Below are 20,567 nucleotides of genomic sequence, written 5' to 3' on the forward strand. Positions count from 1 at the left end.
CTGTAAAAAAGCCAATATCTTCTGCCATTTGTTTTCATCTAAAAAAACCAACTTCATCCTCTTTCCTCTATAAATTACTCTCTCTATCCTAACATAAGATCAACACGACCTAGTAAGACCAGCTTGCTGGCATCGGTCTGTGAAGCGTCAAGAATCCCCTGCCTTTAGGCAGGGGAGTATGTCAACATCCCAGGCATTCTGGAGAACCGGTGGGGCTTTCAAGAGGCTGGGGAATCGCTGCCGGGATTCCGATCCCCTACAATCAAGGGGGCTTGCTTTTCTGGGAGAGCCTGCTTGCTGCCGGCCTGTCTCTGGGCATTCTCGCTGATGTTTCCCCCTAGGCCCCTCGTTCTAACCCGTCTCTACCAGGAGTCCACTCGGCAGGCGGGGATCCCGAGATTCTTGTGTTTGTTCATACCAATTACTTCCGGCCCAAGATCAGATCAAGGTCAGATGTAGATGTAGATGCTGAAAAAATGCTGGATGGCCGTCCCGACAGCCCACCCATCACGATTGCTCTGGCCAAGGGGGCCCTGCTGCCTGAGGCCATTCAATGTCTGCAGCAGGTGGGGATCGATTTTAGTCGTTTTTTGGATCCCGGCAATCGCCTACTGCGGATTGAGTCCCCCACCCGGCTGAACGGGCAACGCTACGAAGCGCTGCTGGTGCGCACGCACGATGTGCCGGTGTATGTGGAGTACGGGCAGGCGCAATTGGGCATTGTCGGCTACGACGTCTTGCGGGAGCGCTATGCCGGCACCGAAGCGCGGGTGGCCCACCTGTTGGATCTCCAATTTGGCCACTGTCGCATGTCGGTGGCCCTTCCCCAAGATAGCCCCTACCACTCGGCAGCTCAGTTGCCTGCTCATGCCCGCGTGGCTTCTAAGTTTGTCGGCTGCGCCCGGGAGTATTTTGACCGTCTAGATTTGCCGGTGGAGCTTATCTCTCTCTATGGTTCGGTGGAGTTGGCCCCCCTCACCGGCATGGCCGATGCCATCGTCGACTTGGTAGCCACAGGGCGCACCCTGAGGGAAAACGGCCTGATTGAGCGAGACTGCCTATTCGAGAGTACAGCTCGCCTGATTGCCCATCCCATCAGCTACCGTGTCAACCAACAGCCTATCCGCGAGTTGATCACCCAGATTCGGGAACGCTGGCTGGGATCCCTGTTGGTGGGTGGCTAATTTTGAGGCACTTCCTCTGAGGGGGATCACGATTGCGTACAATGGGGGCATTCGGGCTTATTTCCCCCAGCAGCGTTCAGATTCAAAAAAGGTTTTTCGAGGTTGATTATGCGGTACCGTCCACTGCTCGCCATCCTGTTGGCGCTTTGTTTGAGCGTCTTTGCTGTTCCGGCTGAGGCTGCCAAAGCCCCGCTGACCTATGACCAGATCCGCAACACCGGCAAGGCCGCCATTTGCCCTTCGGTCTCGGACAACGCCCGGGGCCGTATCGAGGTGCCCAGGGGGGGATCCCTGAAGCTGACGGATGTCTGCTTCCAGCCGGTGCAAATTGAGGTGGAAGAAGAAAAGCGGAACGGCGAGAAGGAGTTTATTAAAGCCAAAAACATCCTGATCTCAGCGGCCACTCTGGGGCCGATTAAAGCCGAGGTGACTCCCAAAGACGGTGCGCTGGAGCTCAAAGTGGTGGATGGGATCACCTTTCAGCCGACCACCGGCCAAATGCCCCGCCGCGAGCTGGTGCCGTTTCTGTTTAGCGTGAAAGACTTGGTCGCCACTGCCCAGGGCTCCGCCATTGACCCTTCGACGGATTTTGAAGGGGAGTTCTTGGTGCCCGGCTATCACAGCAGCACCTTCCTCGACCCGCGCGGGCGGGGATCCAACACCGGCTACGACACTGCGGTAGGTCTACAGGCTGCCAAAGATGATTTTGCCACCAACCGCAAGGTGGACGAGGTTTCCCAGGGGAAAATGTCGCTGCGGATCGCTCGCGTGGATCCCAGCACCGGGGAGATGGCGGGATCCTTTGTTAGCATTCAGCCTTCCAGCACCGAGCAAGGGGCGATGGAACCCCACACTGTTCGCGTTCAAGGCTTGTTTTACGCTCGCCTGGCGCAGGAGTCTTGAAGAGGCTTGAGGAAAGCCGAGAAGAGATCCAATTTCGGGCTTGAGATGGGCAGAGATCCCGGCGATCCCTGCCTATTTCTGTTGATACTATGTCTGTCTGGGTTTGCCCGTTGGGGAAGTGTGCAGCGATGGTGGGATCCCACAGCGTCTGTTTTGATCGGGCCGCCGATTTTTACGATGCCACCCGCAGCTTTCCTCCCGGCGTAGATGAAGCGATCGCCGATGCAATCTTGGCCGCGGTGGAAGCCACCCCTGAGACCCACTTTCTCGAGGTGGGCATTGGGACAGGACGCATTGCCTTGCCGCTGATCCGTCGCGGCTATTCCTATTCCGGCATCGACATTTCCGAGCGCATGCTGGCCGTCTTGCGGCACAAAATTCAACAAAGTCTGGGCCAAATGCCGCCACAGGTTCATTTGCAGATGGCCGATGCCACCAACCTGCCTTTTAGGGAGCAGTGTTTTGATGCGGTGATCACGGTGCATGTGTTGCACTTGATCCGCGAGTGGCAGCAGGCGATTGGCGAGATCCGTCGCGTGCTCAAGCCAGGTGGGGTCTACCTCTACGGCTATGGAGAGCGGGTGATGAGCGCCCGCCACTCGTTCGAGGCCCGGTGGACAGGCATTCTGGCAGAGCTGGGATTTGAATCCCAACAGGTTGGAGCCGATGCCGAGCAGGTGGAAGCGTTGTTGCAGTCTCAAGGGGCTCATGTGGAACAGAGGACAGCGGCAGAGTGGCAGACGGCCATCGCTGCCCAAGCTTTGTTTGATCTGTACGCTCAGCGCTGCTACAGCAGCTCCTGGCCGATCCCAGAGGAGATCTTCCAGGCGGCCATTGCCCGCTTGCGAGCTTGGTTTGGCGAGACTTATCCCGATCCCAAGGCAATTCTGCTGGGGGAGAGCCGATTTCAGATGCTGCTGGCCCGCTGGTAGGGATCCCTAGGCGACCTTGGGATTAGGGATGTGATCCTGAAAATCGTGCTGGTCGAACACGTAAACGGTGCGAATCGGGTAGGGGATGACCAATCCGGCTCGGTCGCAGGCCTGTTTGAGAGCCATCATCACCTGAGTGCGGACGCGCCGCACCTCCGGCTTGCGGGGCCGAGTCCAGTAGCGCACCACAAAATCAATGGAACTGTCTCCGAACCCCACAATGTCCAACTCAAAGGGGGGATCCGCCAGCACCCCCTCGACCCCCTGCATGGCTTCCCGCAGCACCTCCAGAGCTTTGGGCAGAGGTGTATTGTAGTCGAGGCCAATTTCCAGATCGGTACGGCGGAAGGGGCGATCGGTCAAGACCGTGATCGGGCTGGTAAACACAATAGCATTGGGAATGACCACGCGCTCCCCCTGATAGGTGCGAAGCTGGGTGGAGCGAATGCTGATTTCTTCAACGGTGCCTTCGAATTCTCCGACGATAACTTGGTCGTTGAGTTGAAAAGGCTCGTTCAAAAGCAGCAGCACACCCGCCAAGAAGTTCTTGAAAATGTCTTGAAAAGCAAAACCAATGGCTACCGACCCTAACCCCAGTAGCCCGATGAGGTCACCCAAGCGCAGATCCGGGAAAGCCACCACGCTGGCCGCGAGGATCCCGACCACCCAGGCGCCCACTTGGCCGATCTGCACCAGCAGCATTTGCAGGGAAGGGCTGGGGATCCACCGATTGGCTGCGGATCCTACCAGACGCCGCACGGCTCGAACGCCATAGCGGGTAGCCCAGAGGATGACTGCGGCGATCAAAAAGCCCGGCAACAGCTCAATGCCTCGCCCCACCATCTCCAGGAGACTGCGGTTGATGGTTTGAAGTAGTTCGTTCATACCCTCATCCTTGCTATGCAATTGGCTACGATGAACACAAATGGACTTTGGCAGACTCTGAACCCGAGGAGACTCTCAATCTGGACTCAAAGAAGCCCTTTGCGAGTTCCTCTTCAGCCAGTATCGGCCACCGGTGCAGGCTTAGGTTCTGCTGCGCTTGCTACCCTGAACGGAGCCACTTTGCCGCAAGATGAGGTTCAGGGCAACGAGGGAAGCGATGGCCAACTACGACTGGATCGTGATCGGTGGCGGGATTACCGGGGCAGCTCTGAGCTATGAGCTGGCCCGCCAGGGGGGATCCGTTCTCCTCGTGGAGAAAGAAGCGGTGCTGAAGGGGGCAACCCGCTACAGCTACGGGGGCTTGGCCCATTGGGCGGGCAAAACGCCGATGCTCAAAGCTTTGGGGGAAGAAGGGATCCAACGCTACCGCACCCTGTCAGAGGAGTTGGAGGCAGACATTCAATTTCGTGAGCTGGACCTGCTCATGCCCATTGCCCCCGGCTGTGATGTGGAGGCTGTCGAGGCGGATCTGGCCGACTGTCGCATCCCACCCCGGCGGATTTCGGTGGAGGCAGCCTGCGAGCTGGAGCCACTGCTGGATCCGGCAGCTCTGGAAGCAGTGCTCTGGGCTCGGCATGGCCACATCAACCCCTTGTTGACGGCGCTGGCCTTTCAAACAGCCTTGCAACGATTGGGGGGATCCCTCTTGATCACAACAGCAACGGCCCTGCGGCGGCAGGAAGCGCGTATCACGGGCGTAGAGGCTGGAGCCAACTGCTATGGAGCAGGCCAGGTGGTGGTGTGTGCCGGCGGCTGGACGCGGGCTTTGTTGCGCCAAGCGGGGATCCGGGTGCCCATCTACTTCACCCATGCCGAATCCCTGGAGCTGGAGCCCTCGGATTTGCAATTGAGAGCGCTGGTGATGAGCGCGCCTGTGCAACGCTTGGAACTGGAGCGGCAAGCCGCCCATCCCGATCGGGATCCCCTCTGGGACGAGCCGGGGCACGAGCTTGGCCCGCCGATTTTGGATGCCGGGATCCTGCAATTTGTGGATGGCAGCATTCGCATGGGCCAGATCAGCCGGGTATTGACAGATCCCCATGCCGAGGTGGATGCAGCCGCCAGCGAAGCCCAGATCCGGGAACAGGCTGGTCGCTACCTGCCCAAGTTGGCCCACCTGCCCGGACGGTGGTATCACTGCTTGGTGGCCTTTAGCGCCGATCACCAGCCTCTGGTCGGATCCCTGCCCGGTTGGGAAGGCTTGCAACTGTTTTCCGGCTTCAGCAACCCCCTGCCCATCGTGCCCGCTTTGGCCCGTCGCTTCGCCCAACAAGCCTATGGACAGGCGGATGAATGGATCCCTGCTCTATCGCCGGGGCGGTTTGCCCAGGTTTGGAGTTGATGCCTTACCTGCTCTCGATGCTCCTCGCCGAGCAAGTGTAAACTACCCGCACCACTCATGCTGACGCAAAGCGCTCGGCGCCGCTAAAGCGAAAGAGTGCGGGCTTTCAGTAGCCCTGAGCCTGTTATGCTCTGCCAGAGAACAAAACAAACCCGTTCGCGAAGCGAGCCGTAGGCTTAACCTCTAGGCTGGTTTACAGCAGCCCCCAAAAGCGCAATCACATTCGCACCATTCAAGTCCGCATCCCCTTCCCATCCACAGTGCCCACACTTAAACTGCTTCCCACTGCGGTAGGACTGTTCAGGGTCGGGATGAATGCGCAAACACCGGTGGCAAGTTTGACTACTGTAGCGGGGATTCACCAACACCACCCTAACTCCTGCTTGCAGAGCTTTGTAGCCAATAAAGGTGCGCAGTTGGTAGAACGCCCAACTATTTGCACGCCTACGCTCTGTCTGACTGCGCGGCTGTTGATTGACCCTTTCCCGAATCCCTGTCAAGTCCTCTAAAGCAATAGCGCTGTTCGTTGCTTTTGCCTAGCCACAATAGCTTTGGAGATGCGATGATTGACCCACGCTTGAAAGCGCCTCTCCTTGCCAGACAGCCGTTGCAGCAGCTCTCTGCACCTGCGCCGGGAACTGCGGCTGCCCTTACTGGCTTTTTGCTGGAGTACCGCTCTCAGCTTGGAATAATGCTCTCGTATTTTGCTCAACTGCTGTCCATGCCAGTTCTCTCCCTCCGATGTATGGGCAATGTCTGTTCTCCCCAAATCCACGCCTATTACTCGCTCTTGCGGTTTGGTAACAGGTGTTTCTGTCTCTAGGCAAATTTGCAGATAGAACCCACCACCACGACGCTGAACCAGAGTCGCTGCTTTGGGTTTTGTCCCTGCTAACTTCCTGCGTTGATAGTTGCCGATGGCTAACTCAAACCGTTCCCTGCCATCAACGGTAGTGATGGACACTGTCCAATCTTTCTCTCTGAAGGAAAAGATGCGGGCATCGTAAGTAACAAACGGTTTCTTGAACTCCTTGACGGGTCTATTTTTCCGTTGTGCTCCTTTGCGACTACCTGCGACTCTGCGGTATACCTGCTGAGCCAAGTTACTGGACAAGCCAAATCGCGACCTAAGTTCGTAGTAGCAAAGGGATTGGAGCTTGATGGCATTGACTACCTTTGCTGGGGTGTTGGCATTGACCCAGTTCAAGGCTTCTGTGAAAGCAGAAAGGGTAGCAGAGAGTTTTGCCGCTTGAGCTTCTGCTACCCTGAGCTTGCAGGAAAGGGTCAGGACTTGGGTCATAGCTCTACCATACTTCATCAAGACGCATTCCTCCCGACGCTGACCCTACGGGTACAGCGCGGGGCTCCTGCGCGAGTAAGCTGAATTCCTATTTCCCACCTCCCCAACAACTCCCAAAATCCTCAGGGCAACCTTGCTAAGATTTCCATGGCAGGGATCCGGGAATATGCAAGGCGTACTGCTAATCCTCTACATGTTGGTTGTCAGTGGCCTGATTGCCGTTGTTGGGGATCGGGTGGGCTACCGCATTGGCAAAAAGCGCCTTACCTGGTTTAACCTGCGCCCCCGCCATACCGCCATTCTGGTGGCCGTGGTGACCGGCGTGAGCATCTCCGCCCTGACTTTGGGCACACTGCTGCTCCTCAACCGCTCTCTGTCGGAGGCCCTGTTCAGCTACACCAACCAAATTGCCCAGGCGGAGCAAGAGCTGCGGGCCCTCAACCGCCAAAAAGCCCTCTTGGAAGCGGAAAATGCCGCTCTCAGGGTTGAGCGGGATCACCTCAAGATGGATCTCGACCAATTTCGCAGCCAGCAGTCGGCAGCCCAAACCCGCCTGAGCGAAGTGCGCGATCAACTGGCGGTGGCGCTGCAGGAGCGGCAGGAGGCGGAGGCCAAGCTGGCGGCAGCCAACGAGCAACTGGCCAAGGTGCAGCCCAGTCTGGATCGAGCCCAGGCCGAGTTGGAGGCGGTGAAGGCAGAGGTGGAGTCAGCCCGGCAGATGATTGCCACCCTGGAGTCGCAAAAACAAGCCCTGCAACTGGATCGAGATCAACTGGAGCGCTCCCTGGATGTGGTGCAGGCGGCCTTAACCCAACTGGAGAACCAGAAAAACCAGCTTGAGCAGGAGATCGAGCAGCTCAACCAATTGGCGGTGCGGCTGCGGCGGGGGGAACTGGCCATCTTGGCGGGGGAAGTCTTGGCAACGGGGGTTGTGGAGGCTCCAAGGGGGGCAAAGCCAGAGGCGATTCGGCAGCAGTTTGAGCAACTTTTGGCCCAGGCGGAACAGCGGGCCCTTGCCCTTGGATCCCAGCCCATGCCCCCTCTGGAAAACGCGATCCTGATCCGCCGCGAGGATGCCGATCAAGCCTTGGAGAAGTTGCGAGAACCCGGTAGCTGGGCGGTGCGCATTCTCTCTGTTACCAACCGGCTCAAGGGGGAGCCTGTGCCTGTGCTCGTGCAGATTTACCCCAACCAGCGGATCTTCCCCAAGGGATCCGTGCTGGCCCACGGGGTGATTCAACCGGGTTTGAGCGAAAATCAGATCCAACAGCAACTGCTGGGGCTGCTGAACCAGGCCAATCAGCGCTCGCAGGAGGAGGGGCTCCTCTCGGATCCCATCACCGGCACCGTTGGGGAGTTCTCCCAGGTCAAGTTTCTGGAGGTTGTGCAGCATCTCCGCCAGAGCACCACCCCTCTGGATGTGAAGCTGGTTGCCGACACCGACATCTACACAGCAGGACCGTTGCGGGTGAGTTTTCTGATGGCGGAAGCTTCTGGTCAACCCGGCTCTCCTGGAGTTCAACAGGCGGGGCGCCCTGAAGGATGACGGATTCACTCCATTCGGCAAGGCTGAAGAGCGAACGAGTGCTGATCGGTTTCGACCCAGGGCGCGACAAGTGCGGCATAGCTGTGGTGCAGGTGCAGGCGCTTGCGCCAATGGAGCTGAGGGTTTTACACCGGGAGGTGATCCCTTCTTCGGCAGCGCTATCTAGACTGCAAACGCTCCGGCAACAGTTTCAGGCGGAGCAGGTAATCCTGGGCAATCAGACGACGGCCCAAGCCTGGAAGTCTCAACTGGAATCCATTCTCCCCCCGCAGCAGATTGTCCTGGTGGACGAGCGGCACAGCTCCCAAGAAGCCCGTCAGCGCTACTGGGATTTTTACCCACCGCAGGGATGGCAGCGGCTCTTGCCCAAGGGGATGCGGGTGCCGGCCAAGGCTTACGATGATCTGGTGGCTCTCATTCTGGTGGAGCGGTACTGCTGTGGGCGAGATACGGCTAAGCCGGCGTGAGCTGCTGCAGGGGATCCTGCTGGGGCTGGTGGCAGCAGGATGTGGGGGGCCGGATGCGCACTTGCCTCTTATCGTGGCGCTTAAGCAAGGGATCCCTGCCAGTTTGCTCAACGAGTTTCGCCGCAGGACTCAGGCCCGCTTTCGGCTGCAACTGTTGGATAGTCGGGATCAGTTGTTGGCCTATCTCCGGCAAAGTGTTCAGCCGGCTGATGCAGCCTGGTGGGATCCGGGGGGATGGTTCCGGCGGCGGCTGCCGGTGGCGGCTTTGAGTTTGTTGGGGGCCGACGCTTTGGATCGGGCCATAGCTGCCGGTTGGCTGGCTCCTCTGCCGGCAAGCCTGTTGGGAGAACGATGGCAGAATCTGGATCCCCGTTGGCAAGCTGCGGCACTCCGGGAGGGGCAGATTTGGGGTGTGCCCTGGCGCTGGGGGGTAACGGCCATTGCCTACCGCCGGGATCGGGTGAGGGAGCCCATTCGGGACTGGGCGGATCTGTGGCGGCCTGAGCTGGCCGGCAAACTGACTCTGCCGGATCACCCGCGGGAGGTGATTGGGCTAACCCTAAAGAAAATGGGCCGCTCCTACAACGATCCCCTCAACCCTGAGGATGTGGAATTACGGCAAGAGCTGGGATCCCTGCATCGCCAGGTTTTAACTTACACCTCTTCCGACTACCTGCCCATCTTGCGCTTGGCCGATAGCTGGGTGGCCGTGGGCTGGTCGCAGGATCTCTACGCCACCCAAGCCAACTACCCTGAGCTGGCAGTGGTGATCCCGGCCTCCGGATCCGCCATCTGGTGGGATGTCTGGGTGCGACCCCACGTCGAAGACAATGCCCACACAGAATCAACCCAGACGGATTCCGGATCCCTGTTGGCTGACTGGCTTGATTTTGTCTTGAATCCTGAATTTGCCCCCCGCTTGGTCAATCTGAGCGGGATCCCTTCGGTTTTGCCGCTGGATTTGGCTCAACTTGCCCCCCGCCTGCAACACAGAGCCGACTTGCAAATCTCCACTTGGCAACGCTCGGAGATCTGGCGCCCCCTGAGCTCAGCCGAAGCCGAGTCCTATCTCAACCTCTGGGATCAAATGCGGCGGGGCCTTTTGTAGAAACACAGCGAGCGCGAGCCCTCCACTCTGCAACACTTCGTCAAGGTCCGCAATGCTTCTGAGGAGCTGTGGTAGGATGCCTGCTGTCTGATGAGCCAGTTGCACTTGCATCGAGGAGAGCACCTTGAGTCTGAGAGTTGCTGTTGTGGGGGGCGGCCCAGCCGGAGCCTCTGCTGCTGAAGTTCTAGCCCAAGCGGGAATTGAAACCTTTTTGTTTGAGCGGAAGCTGGACAACGCCAAGCCCTGCGGGGGCGCCATTCCCCTCTGTATGGTCTCCGAGTTCGACCTCCCCGAGGGGATCATCGACCGCAAAGTGCGCAAGATGAAGATGATCTCCCCCTCCAACTATGAGGTGGATATCGCCCTTGAAAAGGAAAACGAATACATCGGCATGTGCCGCCGCGAGATCTTGGATGCCTTCTTGCGCAATCGTGCCCACCAAAAAGGGGCGGAGCTGATCAACGGCAAGGTAATGCATCTGGAAATCCCCCAGAATGGCCGGGATCCCTACATCCTGCACTACAACGATTTTTCCGACGGATCGAGGCAAGGGGTGCCGCGTTCTTTGGCTGTGGATGTGGTGATCGGGGCGGATGGGTTCCACTCCAAGGTGGCAGAAGCCATTGGTGCTGGAGACTATAACTATGCGCTGGCCTTTCAGGAGCGCATCCGGCTCCCGGACGACAAAATGGCCTACTACGCAGAGCGGGCAGAAATGTATGTGGGGGACGATGTTTCTCCAGACTTTTATGCCTGGGTGTTTCCCAAGTCCAACCATGTAGCCGTGGGCACCGGCACCATGAGGGCAAACCAAGCCCACATCCAAAAGTTGCAAGCTGGGATCCGCGCCCGTGCTGCCGAGCGTATCCGCGGCGGCCAGGTGATCAAGGTGGAAGCCCATCCGATCCCAGAGCATCCCCGTCCGCGCCGTGTGGTGGGCCGTGCTGCTTTGGTGGGAGATGCGGCGGGATACGTCACCAAATCCAGCGGCGAAGGGATCTATTTTGCCGCCAAGTCAGGCCGCATGTGCGCCGAGACCATCGTCGAGACCTCCAACGGTGGCAAGCGCATTCCCACAGAGGAGGATCTAAAACTGTATCTCAAGCGCTGGGATCGCCAGTACGGCCTGACCTACAAGGTCTTGGACATCCTGCAGCGGGTGTTCTACCGTTCCAATGCCACCCGCGAAGCCTTTGTGGAGATGTGCGCCGACCGGGACGTGCAGAGGATGACCTTTGACAGCTACCTCTACAAGACGGTAGTGCCCATGAGCCCTTGGGTGCAGTTCAAGATCACGGTCAAAACCCTGGGCAGCCTGATTCGCGGCAACGCTTTGGCTCCCTGAAGTAACCCTACTGCCACTGGAAGGTCACCGTAACGCGATCCCAATTGGCCTCGGTTTTCAGCACACTGGCGGAGGCCCTTTGTCCGGGGGGCACGTCGCTGGGCTCAAACGCTGCCACTCGCGTATCGACAACTTCTTCTCCCCGATAGAAGGTGAAACGAGCACGGGCGTTGAGAACCGTGCGGGTGCTGCGGTTGATCGCTTCCACGCTTAGGCGGCTACCGGCCCCCACTCGTTCTTCCCGAATGGATCCCACGATTACAAAATCTCCTGGGCTAGCGGCAGACTCGGCTGGAGTGGCGGTCGGAACTGGGGTGCCAGGCTGTGGGGCCGTCTCGCTTTGCTTGGGATCCGACTGCCTCAGCAGCTCCAAAACACGGGCCAACTCCTGCTGAAAGAAAACAAAGGCTTCCCGCGATTGGTTGGCCACCTGGGCCAAAATCAGTCGATCCGACTCCTCTACCGGAATTTCCAGGAGGGGAGCTGGCCCTTTTAGGGTGACTCGGATGCTGGCGACTTCTTGGTTGATGAACTTATCCAGGTAGGGAAAGATGTTGAGAATGCAATCTTGGAAGGATCCCATCGGCATGATGCGATTGTTGGTCAGCACCAAGTCGGCCCGCTCACAGCTAGTCCGATCCTCCATATCAATTTCCAAGGGCACCCGAAAGGAGCCGAGGCTGGTGTTGGTGATGGTGACCCCAATGCCGTACACCTCCTGCCGCCAGCCATGAACGATCTCTAGGCTGGGGCTGGTGACTTCCTCGGTGAAATACTCTCCGGCCCAGGTCGGGGATCCCCACAGAGGCAGGGCCAGTAGCAGCACAGGGAAATGGCAGGTCAGTCTCCCCTTCACCTCAACCTTCCTTAACTCAACTCGCGGACTTTGGGGCAGAGCAGCGGTGTTTCTTGCTCCCCCGGGATGGCAATAGCCTAACCCAGGGCTGGCGCAAACCAGGGGGAGTCTTTGAATAATCTTTCCAACAATAACGGCTTTGAACTTCATCCGCTCTGCCCAAAGGGATAGCCCAGTACCCGTCTTCATCGAGCTGGGGGTTGCCTTTGCGGTGGATCCCAGGGGCCATTTTGTCGGGGCAGCGCCACGGGCTCTGCCGTTTTCCGCTGGGATCCCGTCTGCGATAGGATCAGAAAGTTCAGAAAGTGCCAAAATCCTAAGAGCCTCAGATCGAGTGCGACCGTGTTCCTCACCTTCTCAGCAGTATGGCTAGATCCTCAGCTTCGTGGCTCAGTCGGCTCTCCTTTTTGCGAGGGCTGATCTTCATCTTGGCCGTGGTGGTTGCCCTCGTTTACTTGGGCTTCAGCCGGGAGGTTCGCCTTGGCCTCGACCTCAAGGGGGGAACCCAGCTCACGCTACAAGCTGTGCCCACCGAGGAGGTGCCTGAAATCACCCCCGAAGTGATGCAGGGGGTAGAGGCCGTCATCCAGCAGCGGATCAACGGGCTGGGGGTGGCTGAGCCTCTGGTGCAGATCAGCGGCCAAGACCGCCTGTTCGTGCAGTTGCCGGGGGTGGCGGATCCGGATCGGGCCATTGCTCTCCTTGGAGATACAGCCCAACTGGAGTTTCGCAAGGGCTTGGTTCCTGTCGGCGCGCTGCCCCGCAACGAGCGGGGAGAGATAACAGCGGGGGAGGATCCGGATACTCTGTTTGAGCGGGTCGGCCTCACTGGGGATCTGCTGCGCAATGCCTATCCCCAAGCCCCTCGCCGCGGATCCCAGAGTTGGGAGGTGCTGCTGGAGTTCAAGCCGGAGGGGGCAGAAAAATTTACTCAGCTCACCCGAGATCTGGCCGGAACAGAACGTCCATTGGGCATTTTTCTGGACGACGTGTTGATCAGTGCCCCGATCGTGGGGCCGGAGTTTGCCCGCACCGGCATCACCGGCGGGACGGCGGTGATCACGGGCAATTTTACGGTGGAAACCGCCACTGACTTGGCGGTCAAGCTCAGGGCAGGAGCGCTGCCGGTTCCCATTCAGGTGATTGAAAATCGCACTGTCGGGGCCACTTTGGGGGAAGTGAGCGTGCGCCGCAGCCTCTATGCCGGGATCGGGGGCCTGGTGCTGGTTTTCCTCTTTATGGTGGCCTACTATCGCCTGCCAGGGCTGATTGCGGACATTGCTCTGCTTATCTACGCCCTCTGTACCTTTGCTCTCTTCCAACTGCTGGGGGTCACCATGACTCTGCCGGGGATCGCCGGCTTTATCCTCAGCATCGGCATGGCGGTGGATGCCAATGTGCTGATCTTCGAGCGCATCAAAGAAGAGTTGCGGGCCGGCAAATCCATCTACAAGTCCATTTCGGAAGGGTTTAACCGCGCCTTCAGCAGCATCCTGGACAGCAATGTGACTACCCTTTTGGTCTGTGGCGTGCTTTTCTGGCTGGGGATGGGACTGGTGAAAGGGTTTGCGGTAACCCTGGGCATTGGCATTCTGGTGAGCTTCTTTACGGCCATCACCTGCACCCGTAGCCTGCTCTTGGCGGCAATGGGGATCCCCAGCTTGCGCAAACCTGAGTTTTACGGCGTTCGGATGGAGGCGGCCCAATCATGACGGCTCAAGAGCTATCCCCTGCAGATCCCGCTTCCTCTCGCTTGCTGGACTACCGCTTTGACATTGTTGGGCGGAGCAGGCTGTGGTTTGGCTTCTCCTTGGCGGTGTTGCTGGTGGGGCTGGTCAGCATGGCCTTTTCCCTGGCTTCTCTGGGAACCCCCCTGCGGCTGGGGTTGGATTTTTCCGGCGGCACTTTGCTGGATCTGAGCTTTGAGCGGCCTGTCACCACCGAGGAGCTGCGGCGGGCGCTGCAGGAACACAACCTGGGGAGCAGCATCATTCAACTGGACACCCAGACGGGCCAGGAAGCCCTGATCCGCATGCCCCCTTTGTCGGAGACGGAGCGCTTGGCCGTGGAAGCCACCCTGCGGCAGGAGGTTGCCCCCTTCCAGCGCAATCTGGTCGAGACGGTTGGCCCGACGGTGGGTCGTCTGCTCCTGCGTTCCGGCATCGTGGCGGTGCTCATCTCTTTCGGCCTGATTGTGGTGTATCTGGCCCTGCGCTTTCAGTGGGATTACGCGGTGTTTGCCATTGTGGCGCTGCTGCACGATGTAGTGTTGACGATAGGGCTATTTGCCCTTTTGGGCCTGACGGTGGGTATGGAGGCGGACAGCCTGTTTGTGGTGGCGCTGCTGACCATCATCGGCTTTTCCGTCAACGACACCGTGGTCATCTACGACCGCATCCGCGAGAATCTGCGTCTGGTGAGCCGCAAGGTCAGCCTGGCCGAGGTGGTAAACCTATCTCTGAACCAGACCTTTGCCCGCTCCCTGAACACCACCCTGACGACGATGCTGCCCCTAGTTGCCATCGCCATTTTCGGGGGAGCTACCTTGAAGGGGTTTGCCATTGCCCTGCTCATTGGCTTTACTTTGGGGGTGTATTCCAGCATTTTTATCGCCAGCCCCCTGTTGGTGTGGTGGCGGCAGCAGCGCTATGGCAAAAGTAGCGAAGATGCCCGCGCAGGCAGGGATCCCGATTCACTTCCCTCTGAGGGCTAGGGCCCCGATATCGGAAAAATTGGGTCGATTGGGTGGGGATCTGTCGTTCGCGCTGAGACGGTGTCCTCTGGGTTCACCATTGCAGTCGTTGCCCGCGGGAGATCAGGTAGCGTTGTAAATCGGCCATTTTGCCTTGCGGCACGATCTGAGCTGGGATCAAGCTGGGATCCTGGCTGTGCAGCCAAGCCACGGTCAGCCCTGCCGCCGAGCCGATGGTCCATTCGCCGTAATGCACCCGGGTGGCAGCGTTGACAATGTGGCTGACGGCGATCCCTTTGCTGCCGATGAGCAGGTTATCCACCTTCTGCGGGATCAGGGCTTCTAAGGGAATGAGAATGGGGCGGACGGAAAACTCGTTGACTGGCGCGGAGCTGGCCGACAGAGATGGCTCCCAGTTGCGGTAGCGACAGCCATGGATGTCGATGGCGTAGTGGGTAACTCCCACCACGGTGGGGCTGAAGTCCCGTCCCCCAGTGGTGCCGACGCGAATATCCTGCTCCAACATCAGGAACTCCGCTTGGCCGTAGGCAGATCGCCCCAGAATGCGTCGACCTTCCCGGATGTAGGGGTAGAGGCTGAGGCCGGAGCGGGTGCCCAGCAAGGACTCTTCGGCAAACACCAAGGACAGGGGATAGCCGCTGCGGGATTGGGTTTCCATCAGCCACTCGGCAAACAGCAGGGCGTGGTTTTCTCCATCTTTGATGGCTGAGACATCCAGGCCCCCCAGCCAGTTGTGGCGCTGCCCCGAGGCCACCAGCCGCTCTTCCGTCAGGATCAGGGGCGGGTTCATGATCCCCCAATCGTTGCCGCGGTTCCAGTTCACCATTGTCAGGTCGCCTGGAACGGGTGTGCTGTAGAAGGGATCCCGGCGACCCTTGCTGACGATGCGGCGGTAATTGAAAAAGCTCTGGCCGCTGAAGGTGGGGAAACCTTCCATGTCGAACTCGCGGCGGTGTTCGGCGCGGGAATAGCCTGGTTGCAGTTGGGCCAGCTCTGCTCGGGAGCGACCGCCATCGTCGTGGATGGCCAGCACGAAGGGAAAGGTAAAGGCTTGAGTGCACTCCGGGTTGCTGGCGGGGGCGGCATTGGGCTCTCCGGTCACGTCTCGCCCTTCCGAACCCAGCCGATAGGGGATCCCGGCCCAGCCCACCAGCTCGCCGGTATCGGTGGCATCGATCACGAAGAATGGGCGGCCCGGCGGCGCTTGTAGACGCAGCACTCGCTTGGCGAACACCTCCGTTTCCTGCCAGCCATACCAGCTCACCAGCTCCCGCCACAGCCGTCCCGGCGGCACAAAGTTGGGATCCCGCGGCTGCCGCTGCACAGCGTAAATGCTTTCAATCCGGGATCCATCGGCGCTGAAGGTGGCCCCCTTAAAAGCCGTTTGGGTAGCCCAGCGGCTGTTGGGGGCATTTTGAGCTGCCTGTTGCAGCCAGGTTTCCACCGCCTGCAGCCCCGCCTGGGGCGGAAAACACAGCCCTCCCACCCAGCAGCTGTTGATCTCGGATACGCGGGTTCCCGGCGGGATCCCTGTCCAGGCCGGCAGATGCACCGGCTGGCTTTCGATCAAGGCCTTGAACTCCAGCCAGTGGCTGGAAAAATTGCCCCGCTGCCGCATCGGCAGCGATTCATCAATGGCCGATACCCCCTGGGAGGTAATCTGACCCCCCAGCCAAGGGGTGAGCTCGATGAGACAGGTCTGCACCCCCCCTCGCATGGCATGGCCTGCCGCTGCCACCCCTCCCAGGGATCCGCCCACCACCACCAGCTCGCACTCCCAAATCTCGTCCGGCTGCGGCAAGGGATCCAACAAGGGCCAACCGTGGGCGGTAAAACGGGGCACCTCCGGCTCGGAGACGGCAACAGGGGATCCCACCTCTGGCTGGGAGAGGGCGGCAAACCCCATCCCGGCCACAAAGCTCAGCAGCGACAGGATCCCCAGCCCCACAGTTCGCTTGGGCTCAGATCCCCGGCACGCCGCAGCCGTCTTTTTGCCAGCCATGCTCACCTCACTCACACCCCAAGCCCTTCCCCGGCAGGAGAAATCCCCTTGAGAATAGCTGAGGAAACCGACATTGAGGCCAGCCAGGATCCCTGCCACAGGGCATAATGGGCTAGCAACTTTTTAACGGCAACGGCGGGATCCCATGGGACGGGCAAAGAAGGTGGTATTGGCCTATTCAGGCGGGGTGGATACTTCCGTCTGCATTCCCTATCTCAAGCACGAGTGGGGGGTGGAATCGGTGGTGGCCCTGGCAGTCGACTTGGGGCAGGGGGCGGAGCTGGAGGCCATTCAGGCCAAAGCCCTCAGGGCGGGGGCAGAGCAATCTCTGGTGCGGGAGGCTGTCCAGGCCCTCATTACCGACTATGCCTTCCCGGCCATCCAGGCCAACGCCCTCTACGAGCAGCGCTACCCCCTTTCCACGGCCCTGGCCCGACCCCTGATTGCCAAGCTGCTGGTGGAAGTGGCGGAAGAGGTGGGCGCCGATGCGGTGGCCCACGGCTGCACCGGCAAAGGCAACGACCAGGTGCGCTTTGATCTGGCTATTGCTGCTTTAAATCCCCAGCTCAAAGTGTTGGCCCCTGCCCGCGAGTGGGGGATGACCCGCGAGGAGACCATTGCCTATGGGGAGCGCTACGGGATCCCCATGCCCGTGCAGAAGTCCAGCCCCTACAGCATCGACCTCAACATTTTGGGCCGCAGCGCTGAAGCCGGCATCCTAGAAGATGCCGACCGGGAGCCGCCGGAGGAAGTGTATGCCCTCACCCGGCCTATTTCCCAGACACCCGACGAGCCCGCCTACGTGGAGATTGAGTTCGAGCAAGGGATCCCTGTCGGGGTGGATGGGCAGCGCCTTGGCCCCAAAGCCCTCTTCGAGCAGCTCAACTCCTTAGCTGGCCTGCATGGGGTGGGCCGCATTGACATGATCGAAAACCGCCTGGTGGGGATCAAGTCGCGGGAGATCTACGAGTGCCCTGCTCTAATGGTCTTGATCCAAGCCCACCGCGAGCTGGAAAGCCTCACCCTCACCCGCGATGTCATCCATTACAAGTACGGCATCGAGACCACCTACAGCCAGTTGATCTACAACGGCCTTTGGTACTCGCCGCTGCGGGAGGCTCTGGACGCCTTTATCCGCGCCACCCAGAAAAGCGTCACCGGTGTCGTGCGGATGCGGTTGCACAAGGGCCAGGCGGTCTGTGTGGGCCGTCGCTCTCCCTACTCTCTTTACAACCCAGAGCTGGCCACCTACGGGGAAGGGGATCAATTCGACCACCGCGCCGCCGAAGGCTTTATCTACATCTGGAGCCTGCCCACCCGTGTCTGGGCCCAGGTGCACCGGGGCTAGGCTGAAGTGGTGATCCCACTCTCATTCCATTGGATGGATCTCTGGACAACCTGTTGGAGTTACCCAAACGCGCCTCGGCGGAGACAATGAGAGGGGCAGCTATGCCTGAAGCCAACATCCTCATTGACTTCGCCAAGGTTGGGGGGCTGGAATCCTTGGCAAGACTGGCAAGTCTGGAGGTGCTTGACGTGGTACTGGCAGAAGTCGATGACCCTTGCAAGTCCCAGGTTCTTGCTTTGGGCGTGCAGGTTGTCCAGGTGCAGGAAACGTGGCTTCCAGAGGCAATGGTTCTGAAGAAAAGTGGGTTGTCGATAGCTGACGCATTGTGTCTTCACTACTGCCGTACCAGCAGCTCTACGCTCCTCTCCAACGATGGCCGGTTGCGCAGAGCTTGCGCGGAGAGCGGCGTTGTCGTCCACGGCAGCCTTTGGGTAGTGTGTGAGCTCTATAACCAAAAGGTTTGTCTGCCGGAGGTACTGTGCAACTGGCTGGATCGCTGGGAGAAGGAGTTGAAAGCTCGCCTCCCTGCTGACGAGTTGGCCCAGGTGCGACAGGTTTTAGGATGTATCTCAGGTTCGTAGCGCCAGCACCCACCCTCAAGTCCCGGCAGTCCAGGTGTTGCCGTACTCGATCTGCTCGGGGGTGAGGCTGTCGATTTGGATCCCCATGGCCTTGAGCTTGAGGCGGGCGATGGCCTCGTCCACCTCGAGAGGAATGGGGTGAAGCCCTGGGGCCAAGCGGCCCCGGTTTTTCACCAGGTATTCGCAGGCCAGGGCCTGGTTGGCAAAGCTCATGTCCATGACGCTGGCGGGGTGCCCTTCGGCAGCAGCCAAGTTAATCAGGCGGCCTTCCCCCAGCACCACCACTGACTTGCCCGACTGCAGACGGTATTCTTCCACAAAGGGGCGCACCATCTGTCGGGAGACCGACCGCTCCTGCAGCGCCACCAGGTCGATTTCAATGTCAAAGTGGCCGGCGTTGCAGACCATCGCCCCATCCTTCATGCGGTCGAAGTGCTCGCCGCGAATCACGTGCTTGTTGCCGGTGACGGTGATGAAGATGTCCCCCAGAGCAGCGGCTTCTTCCATCGGCATCACCCGGAAGCCGTCCATCACCGCCTCCAGAGCCCGCACCGGGTTGACTTCCGTGACAATCACCTGGGATCCCATGCCGCGGGCCCGCATGGCCACTCCCTTGGCGCACCAGCCGTAGCCAGCCACCACCACCGTCTTCCCGGCCAGAAGGATGTTGGTACAGCGCAGGATCCCGTCCAGGGTGGATTGGCCGGTGCCGTAGCGGTTGTCGAACAGGTGTTTGGTCTCGGCGTCGTTGACGGTCATCACCGGGAAGCTGAGCACCCCCGCCTTGAGCATGGCCCTAAGGCGCACCAGGCCAGTGGTGGTCTCTTCCGTGGTGCCGATGAGCTCCGACAGTTGCTCCTGACGGTGCTGCACCAGCTCCGCCGTCACATCTCCGCCATCGTCGATAATCAGGTTGGGGCGGTGATCTAGGGCAATCTGGACATGGCGGCGGTAGGTGGCCACATCTTCTCCTTTGAGGGCAAACACCGAAATGCCATGGTCCGCCACCAGGCTGGCGGCCACATCGTCTTGGGTGGAAAGGGGATTGCTGGCAATGAGAACGCTATCCGCCCCCCCTGCTTGTAGAGCCAGGGCCAGGTTGGCCGTTTCGGTCGTAATGTGGCAGCAGGCCACCAAGCGCAGCCCGGCAAAGGGCTTTTCTTGAGCAAAGCGCTCCCGGATCTGGGCCAGCACCGGCATCTCCCGCGCCGCCCACTGGATCCGTTGCTTGCCCAGGGGGGCGAGGTTCAGATCTTTCACTTCATGCTTCGGGAGAGACAGGGTAGCGCTGGTCATCGAGTGTTGCTCCAAACAGGGTCATCGAGAGAGGATAGGGGAACGGAAACTGCAAGCCCCAAAGGGGGCCAGGCAGCCATTAAAGATCAGCAAGGATGTCGATAAGCCTGAACTATTCTGCCACAAGGGATCCCCTTTCAGCGCTGGGGCTGGATGTAGGCAACCGCCGCATTGGCGTGGCCGGCTCCGACCGGCTGGGGCTGCTGGCTACTGGCCTGGGGGTGATCCAGCGCCGTTCCCTCTCAGAGGATATTGCCCAAGTGCAGGAGTGGATCCGCCGCCGCCAGGCCACCGTGGTGGTGGTGGGGATCCCCCTTCTGGCGGATGGGTCGGTGGGATCCCAGGCCCGCAAAGTCCAGCGGTTCGTGCGCGCTTTGCAGGTGGCCGTGGATCTTCCCATTGTTACCGTCAATGAATACCTGAGCACCGCGCAGGCGGAGTGGGATCTGCGCGAGGCGGGGATCCCGGCCAAAGCCCAGAAGGGCTTAATCGATCAGCAGTCGGCGGCGGTAATTCTCCAAACTTGGCTGGACGAGCGACGGGCTTCCCTGTCAGAAGTGCCGGCTTGGCAGAGCTGGGACAACACAGACTACGCTGGAGAAGTCTAGCCGGGAAAGTTTAAATCAATTCAAGCCCAAGGTGGGCCATCCCTCGTTGCCCCTTCTGCATCAGCAGGGTGTGATTGTTAAGTCGGGGCCT

At 59.7% G+C, this 20,567-nt stretch carries 17 protein-coding genes and 1 pseudogene; 13 read left to right on the forward strand and 5 right to left on the reverse strand.

All coding sequences use genetic code 11. From position 1 onward, the window contains the following. The first annotated feature begins 476 nt into the window (after positions 1-476). From hisG to NW870_RS08590, 3 genes are all read left to right on the forward strand, one after another. A complete protein-coding gene (hisG, locus tag NW870_RS08580) occupies positions 477-1,184 on the forward strand; it encodes an ATP phosphoribosyltransferase (RefSeq protein WP_011433162.1) in 708 nt (235 codons plus the stop codon). A 108-nt stretch (positions 1,185-1,292) separates the two neighbouring features. After that, complete coding sequence (locus NW870_RS08585; RefSeq protein WP_414358265.1) at positions 1,293-2,087, forward strand: photosystem II manganese-stabilizing polypeptide; 795 nt, start codon at positions 1,293-1,295, stop codon at positions 2,085-2,087. An 89-nt stretch (positions 2,088-2,176) separates the two neighbouring features. Next, positions 2,177-3,019 (forward strand): class I SAM-dependent methyltransferase, encoded by an 843-nt coding sequence (locus NW870_RS08590; RefSeq protein ID WP_414358263.1) that lies wholly within the window; start codon positions 2,177-2,179, stop codon positions 3,017-3,019. Between the two features lie 6 nt (positions 3,020-3,025). On the opposite strand, the gene NW870_RS08595 is transcribed toward NW870_RS08590, so the two are convergent. Further along, on the reverse strand, positions 3,026-3,904 hold the full coding sequence (locus NW870_RS08595) for a mechanosensitive ion channel family protein (RefSeq protein ID WP_414358260.1): 879 nt from the start codon (positions 3,902-3,904) through the stop codon (positions 3,026-3,028). A 217-nt stretch (positions 3,905-4,121) separates the two neighbouring features. Here NW870_RS08595 and NW870_RS08600 point away from each other — a divergent pair, with 217 nt between their 5' ends. Continuing rightward, entirely contained in the window at positions 4,122-5,306 is a 1,185-nt protein-coding gene (locus NW870_RS08600) for an NAD(P)/FAD-dependent oxidoreductase (RefSeq protein ID WP_414358258.1), read from the forward strand. 42 nt (positions 5,307-5,348) lie between these two features. Here the strand turns inward: NW870_RS08600 and NW870_RS08605 are convergent. Next, a pseudogene (locus NW870_RS08605) lies at positions 5,349-6,606 on the reverse strand (RNA-guided endonuclease InsQ/TnpB family protein). A gap of 166 nt (positions 6,607-6,772) precedes the next feature. Between NW870_RS08605 and NW870_RS08610 the strand changes: the two are divergent. The 4 genes from NW870_RS08610 (at position 6,773) to chlP (ending at position 11,072) form a co-directional block, all read left to right on the forward strand. Continuing rightward, positions 6,773-8,152: a DUF3084 domain-containing protein gene (locus NW870_RS08610; protein ID WP_414374868.1), complete on the forward strand. Its 1,380-nt coding sequence runs from the start codon at positions 6,773-6,775 to the stop codon at positions 8,150-8,152. After that, positions 8,149-8,619 (forward strand): pre-16S rRNA-processing nuclease YqgF, encoded by a 471-nt coding sequence (locus tag NW870_RS08615; protein WP_414358351.1) that lies wholly within the window; start codon positions 8,149-8,151, stop codon positions 8,617-8,619. The genes NW870_RS08610 and NW870_RS08615 overlap by 4 nt, the downstream gene beginning before the upstream one ends. Beyond that, complete coding sequence (locus NW870_RS08620; protein WP_414358349.1) at positions 8,591-9,727, forward strand: extracellular solute-binding protein; 1,137 nt, start codon at positions 8,591-8,593, stop codon at positions 9,725-9,727. Before NW870_RS08615 ends, NW870_RS08620 begins: the two co-directional genes overlap by 29 nt. Before the next feature lie 124 nt (positions 9,728-9,851). Next, complete coding sequence (gene chlP, locus NW870_RS08625) at positions 9,852-11,072, forward strand: geranylgeranyl reductase (RefSeq protein WP_011433360.1); 1,221 nt, start codon at positions 9,852-9,854, stop codon at positions 11,070-11,072. Positions 11,073-11,079: 7 nt separating this feature from the next. Here the strand turns inward: chlP and NW870_RS08630 are convergent, their stop codons facing one another. Then, positions 11,080-11,928, reverse strand: a complete 849-nt coding sequence (locus NW870_RS08630) for a hypothetical protein (protein ID WP_414331048.1) — start codon at positions 11,926-11,928, stop codon at positions 11,080-11,082. A 365-nt stretch (positions 11,929-12,293) separates the two neighbouring features. On the opposite strand from NW870_RS08630, the gene secD reads away from it, so the two are divergent. Then, positions 12,294-13,640, forward strand: a complete 1,347-nt coding sequence (gene secD / locus NW870_RS08635) for a protein translocase subunit SecD (protein WP_414331113.1) — start codon at positions 12,294-12,296, stop codon at positions 13,638-13,640. Next, positions 13,637-14,641, forward strand: coding sequence for a protein translocase subunit SecF (secF, locus tag NW870_RS08640; protein ID WP_414374870.1), 1,005 nt, complete (start codon positions 13,637-13,639; stop codon positions 14,639-14,641). The genes secD and secF overlap by 4 nt, the downstream gene beginning before the upstream one ends. Positions 14,642-14,714: 73 nt before the next feature. Here secF and NW870_RS08645 read toward each other — a convergent pair whose 3' ends face one another. Next, a complete protein-coding gene (locus tag NW870_RS08645) occupies positions 14,715-16,643 on the reverse strand; it encodes an FAD-dependent oxidoreductase (protein WP_414374872.1) in 1,929 nt (642 codons plus the stop codon). 145 nt (positions 16,644-16,788) lie between these two features. On the opposite strand from NW870_RS08645, the gene NW870_RS08650 reads away from it, so the two are divergent. Together NW870_RS08650 and NW870_RS08655 are read left to right on the forward strand one after the other, a co-directional pair. Beyond that, positions 16,789-17,991, forward strand: coding sequence for an argininosuccinate synthase (locus NW870_RS08650; protein ID WP_414374874.1), 1,203 nt, complete (start codon positions 16,789-16,791; stop codon positions 17,989-17,991). 101 nt (positions 17,992-18,092) lie between these two features. Beyond that, positions 18,093-18,572, forward strand: coding sequence for a hypothetical protein (locus tag NW870_RS08655; RefSeq protein WP_414374876.1), 480 nt, complete (start codon positions 18,093-18,095; stop codon positions 18,570-18,572). Between the two features lie 15 nt (positions 18,573-18,587). Here NW870_RS08655 and ahcY read toward each other — a convergent pair whose 3' ends face one another. Then, positions 18,588-19,868, reverse strand: a complete 1,281-nt coding sequence (gene ahcY / locus NW870_RS08660) for an adenosylhomocysteinase (protein WP_414374877.1) — start codon at positions 19,866-19,868, stop codon at positions 18,588-18,590. Between the two features lie 95 nt (positions 19,869-19,963). Here ahcY and ruvX point away from each other — a divergent pair, with 95 nt between their 5' ends. After that, positions 19,964-20,476: a Holliday junction resolvase RuvX gene (gene ruvX / locus NW870_RS08665; RefSeq protein WP_414374878.1), complete on the forward strand. Its 513-nt coding sequence runs from the start codon at positions 19,964-19,966 to the stop codon at positions 20,474-20,476. Positions 20,477-20,567: the final 91 nt, after the last annotated feature.

This window comes from Synechococcus sp. R50.1 (genome assembly GCF_047462115.1).
GTDB lineage: Bacteria > Cyanobacteriota > Cyanobacteriia > Thermostichales > Thermostichaceae > Thermostichus.

Excerpts from the sequence above, each read along its gene's own strand:
- hisG (WP_011433162.1), top strand. The coding sequence starts at position 477 with ATGCTGGATGGCCGTCCCGACAGCCCACCCATCACGATTGCTCTGGCC.
- NW870_RS08585 (WP_414358265.1), top strand. The coding sequence starts at position 1,293 with ATGCGGTACCGTCCACTGCTCGCCATCCTGTTGGCGCTTTGTTTGAGC.
- NW870_RS08590 (WP_414358263.1), top strand. The coding sequence starts at position 2,177 with ATGTCTGTCTGGGTTTGCCCGTTGGGGAAGTGTGCAGCGATGGTGGGA.
- NW870_RS08595 (WP_414358260.1), bottom strand. The coding sequence starts at position 3,904 with ATGAACGAACTACTTCAAACCATCAACCGCAGTCTCCTGGAGATGGTG.
- NW870_RS08600 (WP_414358258.1), top strand. The coding sequence starts at position 4,122 with ATGGCCAACTACGACTGGATCGTGATCGGTGGCGGGATTACCGGGGCA.
- NW870_RS08610 (WP_414374868.1), top strand. The coding sequence starts at position 6,773 with ATGCAAGGCGTACTGCTAATCCTCTACATGTTGGTTGTCAGTGGCCTG.
- NW870_RS08615 (WP_414358351.1), top strand. The coding sequence starts at position 8,149 with ATGACGGATTCACTCCATTCGGCAAGGCTGAAGAGCGAACGAGTGCTG.
- secD (WP_414331113.1), top strand. The coding sequence starts at position 12,294 with ATGGCTAGATCCTCAGCTTCGTGGCTCAGTCGGCTCTCCTTTTTGCGA.
- secF (WP_414374870.1), top strand. The coding sequence starts at position 13,637 with ATGACGGCTCAAGAGCTATCCCCTGCAGATCCCGCTTCCTCTCGCTTG.
- NW870_RS08645 (WP_414374872.1), bottom strand. The coding sequence starts at position 16,643 with ATGGCTGGCAAAAAGACGGCTGCGGCGTGCCGGGGATCTGAGCCCAAG.
- NW870_RS08650 (WP_414374874.1), top strand. The coding sequence starts at position 16,789 with ATGGGACGGGCAAAGAAGGTGGTATTGGCCTATTCAGGCGGGGTGGAT.
- NW870_RS08655 (WP_414374876.1), top strand. The coding sequence starts at position 18,093 with ATGCCTGAAGCCAACATCCTCATTGACTTCGCCAAGGTTGGGGGGCTG.
- ahcY (WP_414374877.1), bottom strand. The coding sequence starts at position 19,868 with ATGACCAGCGCTACCCTGTCTCTCCCGAAGCATGAAGTGAAAGATCTG.
- ruvX (WP_414374878.1), top strand. The coding sequence starts at position 19,964 with ATGTCGATAAGCCTGAACTATTCTGCCACAAGGGATCCCCTTTCAGCG.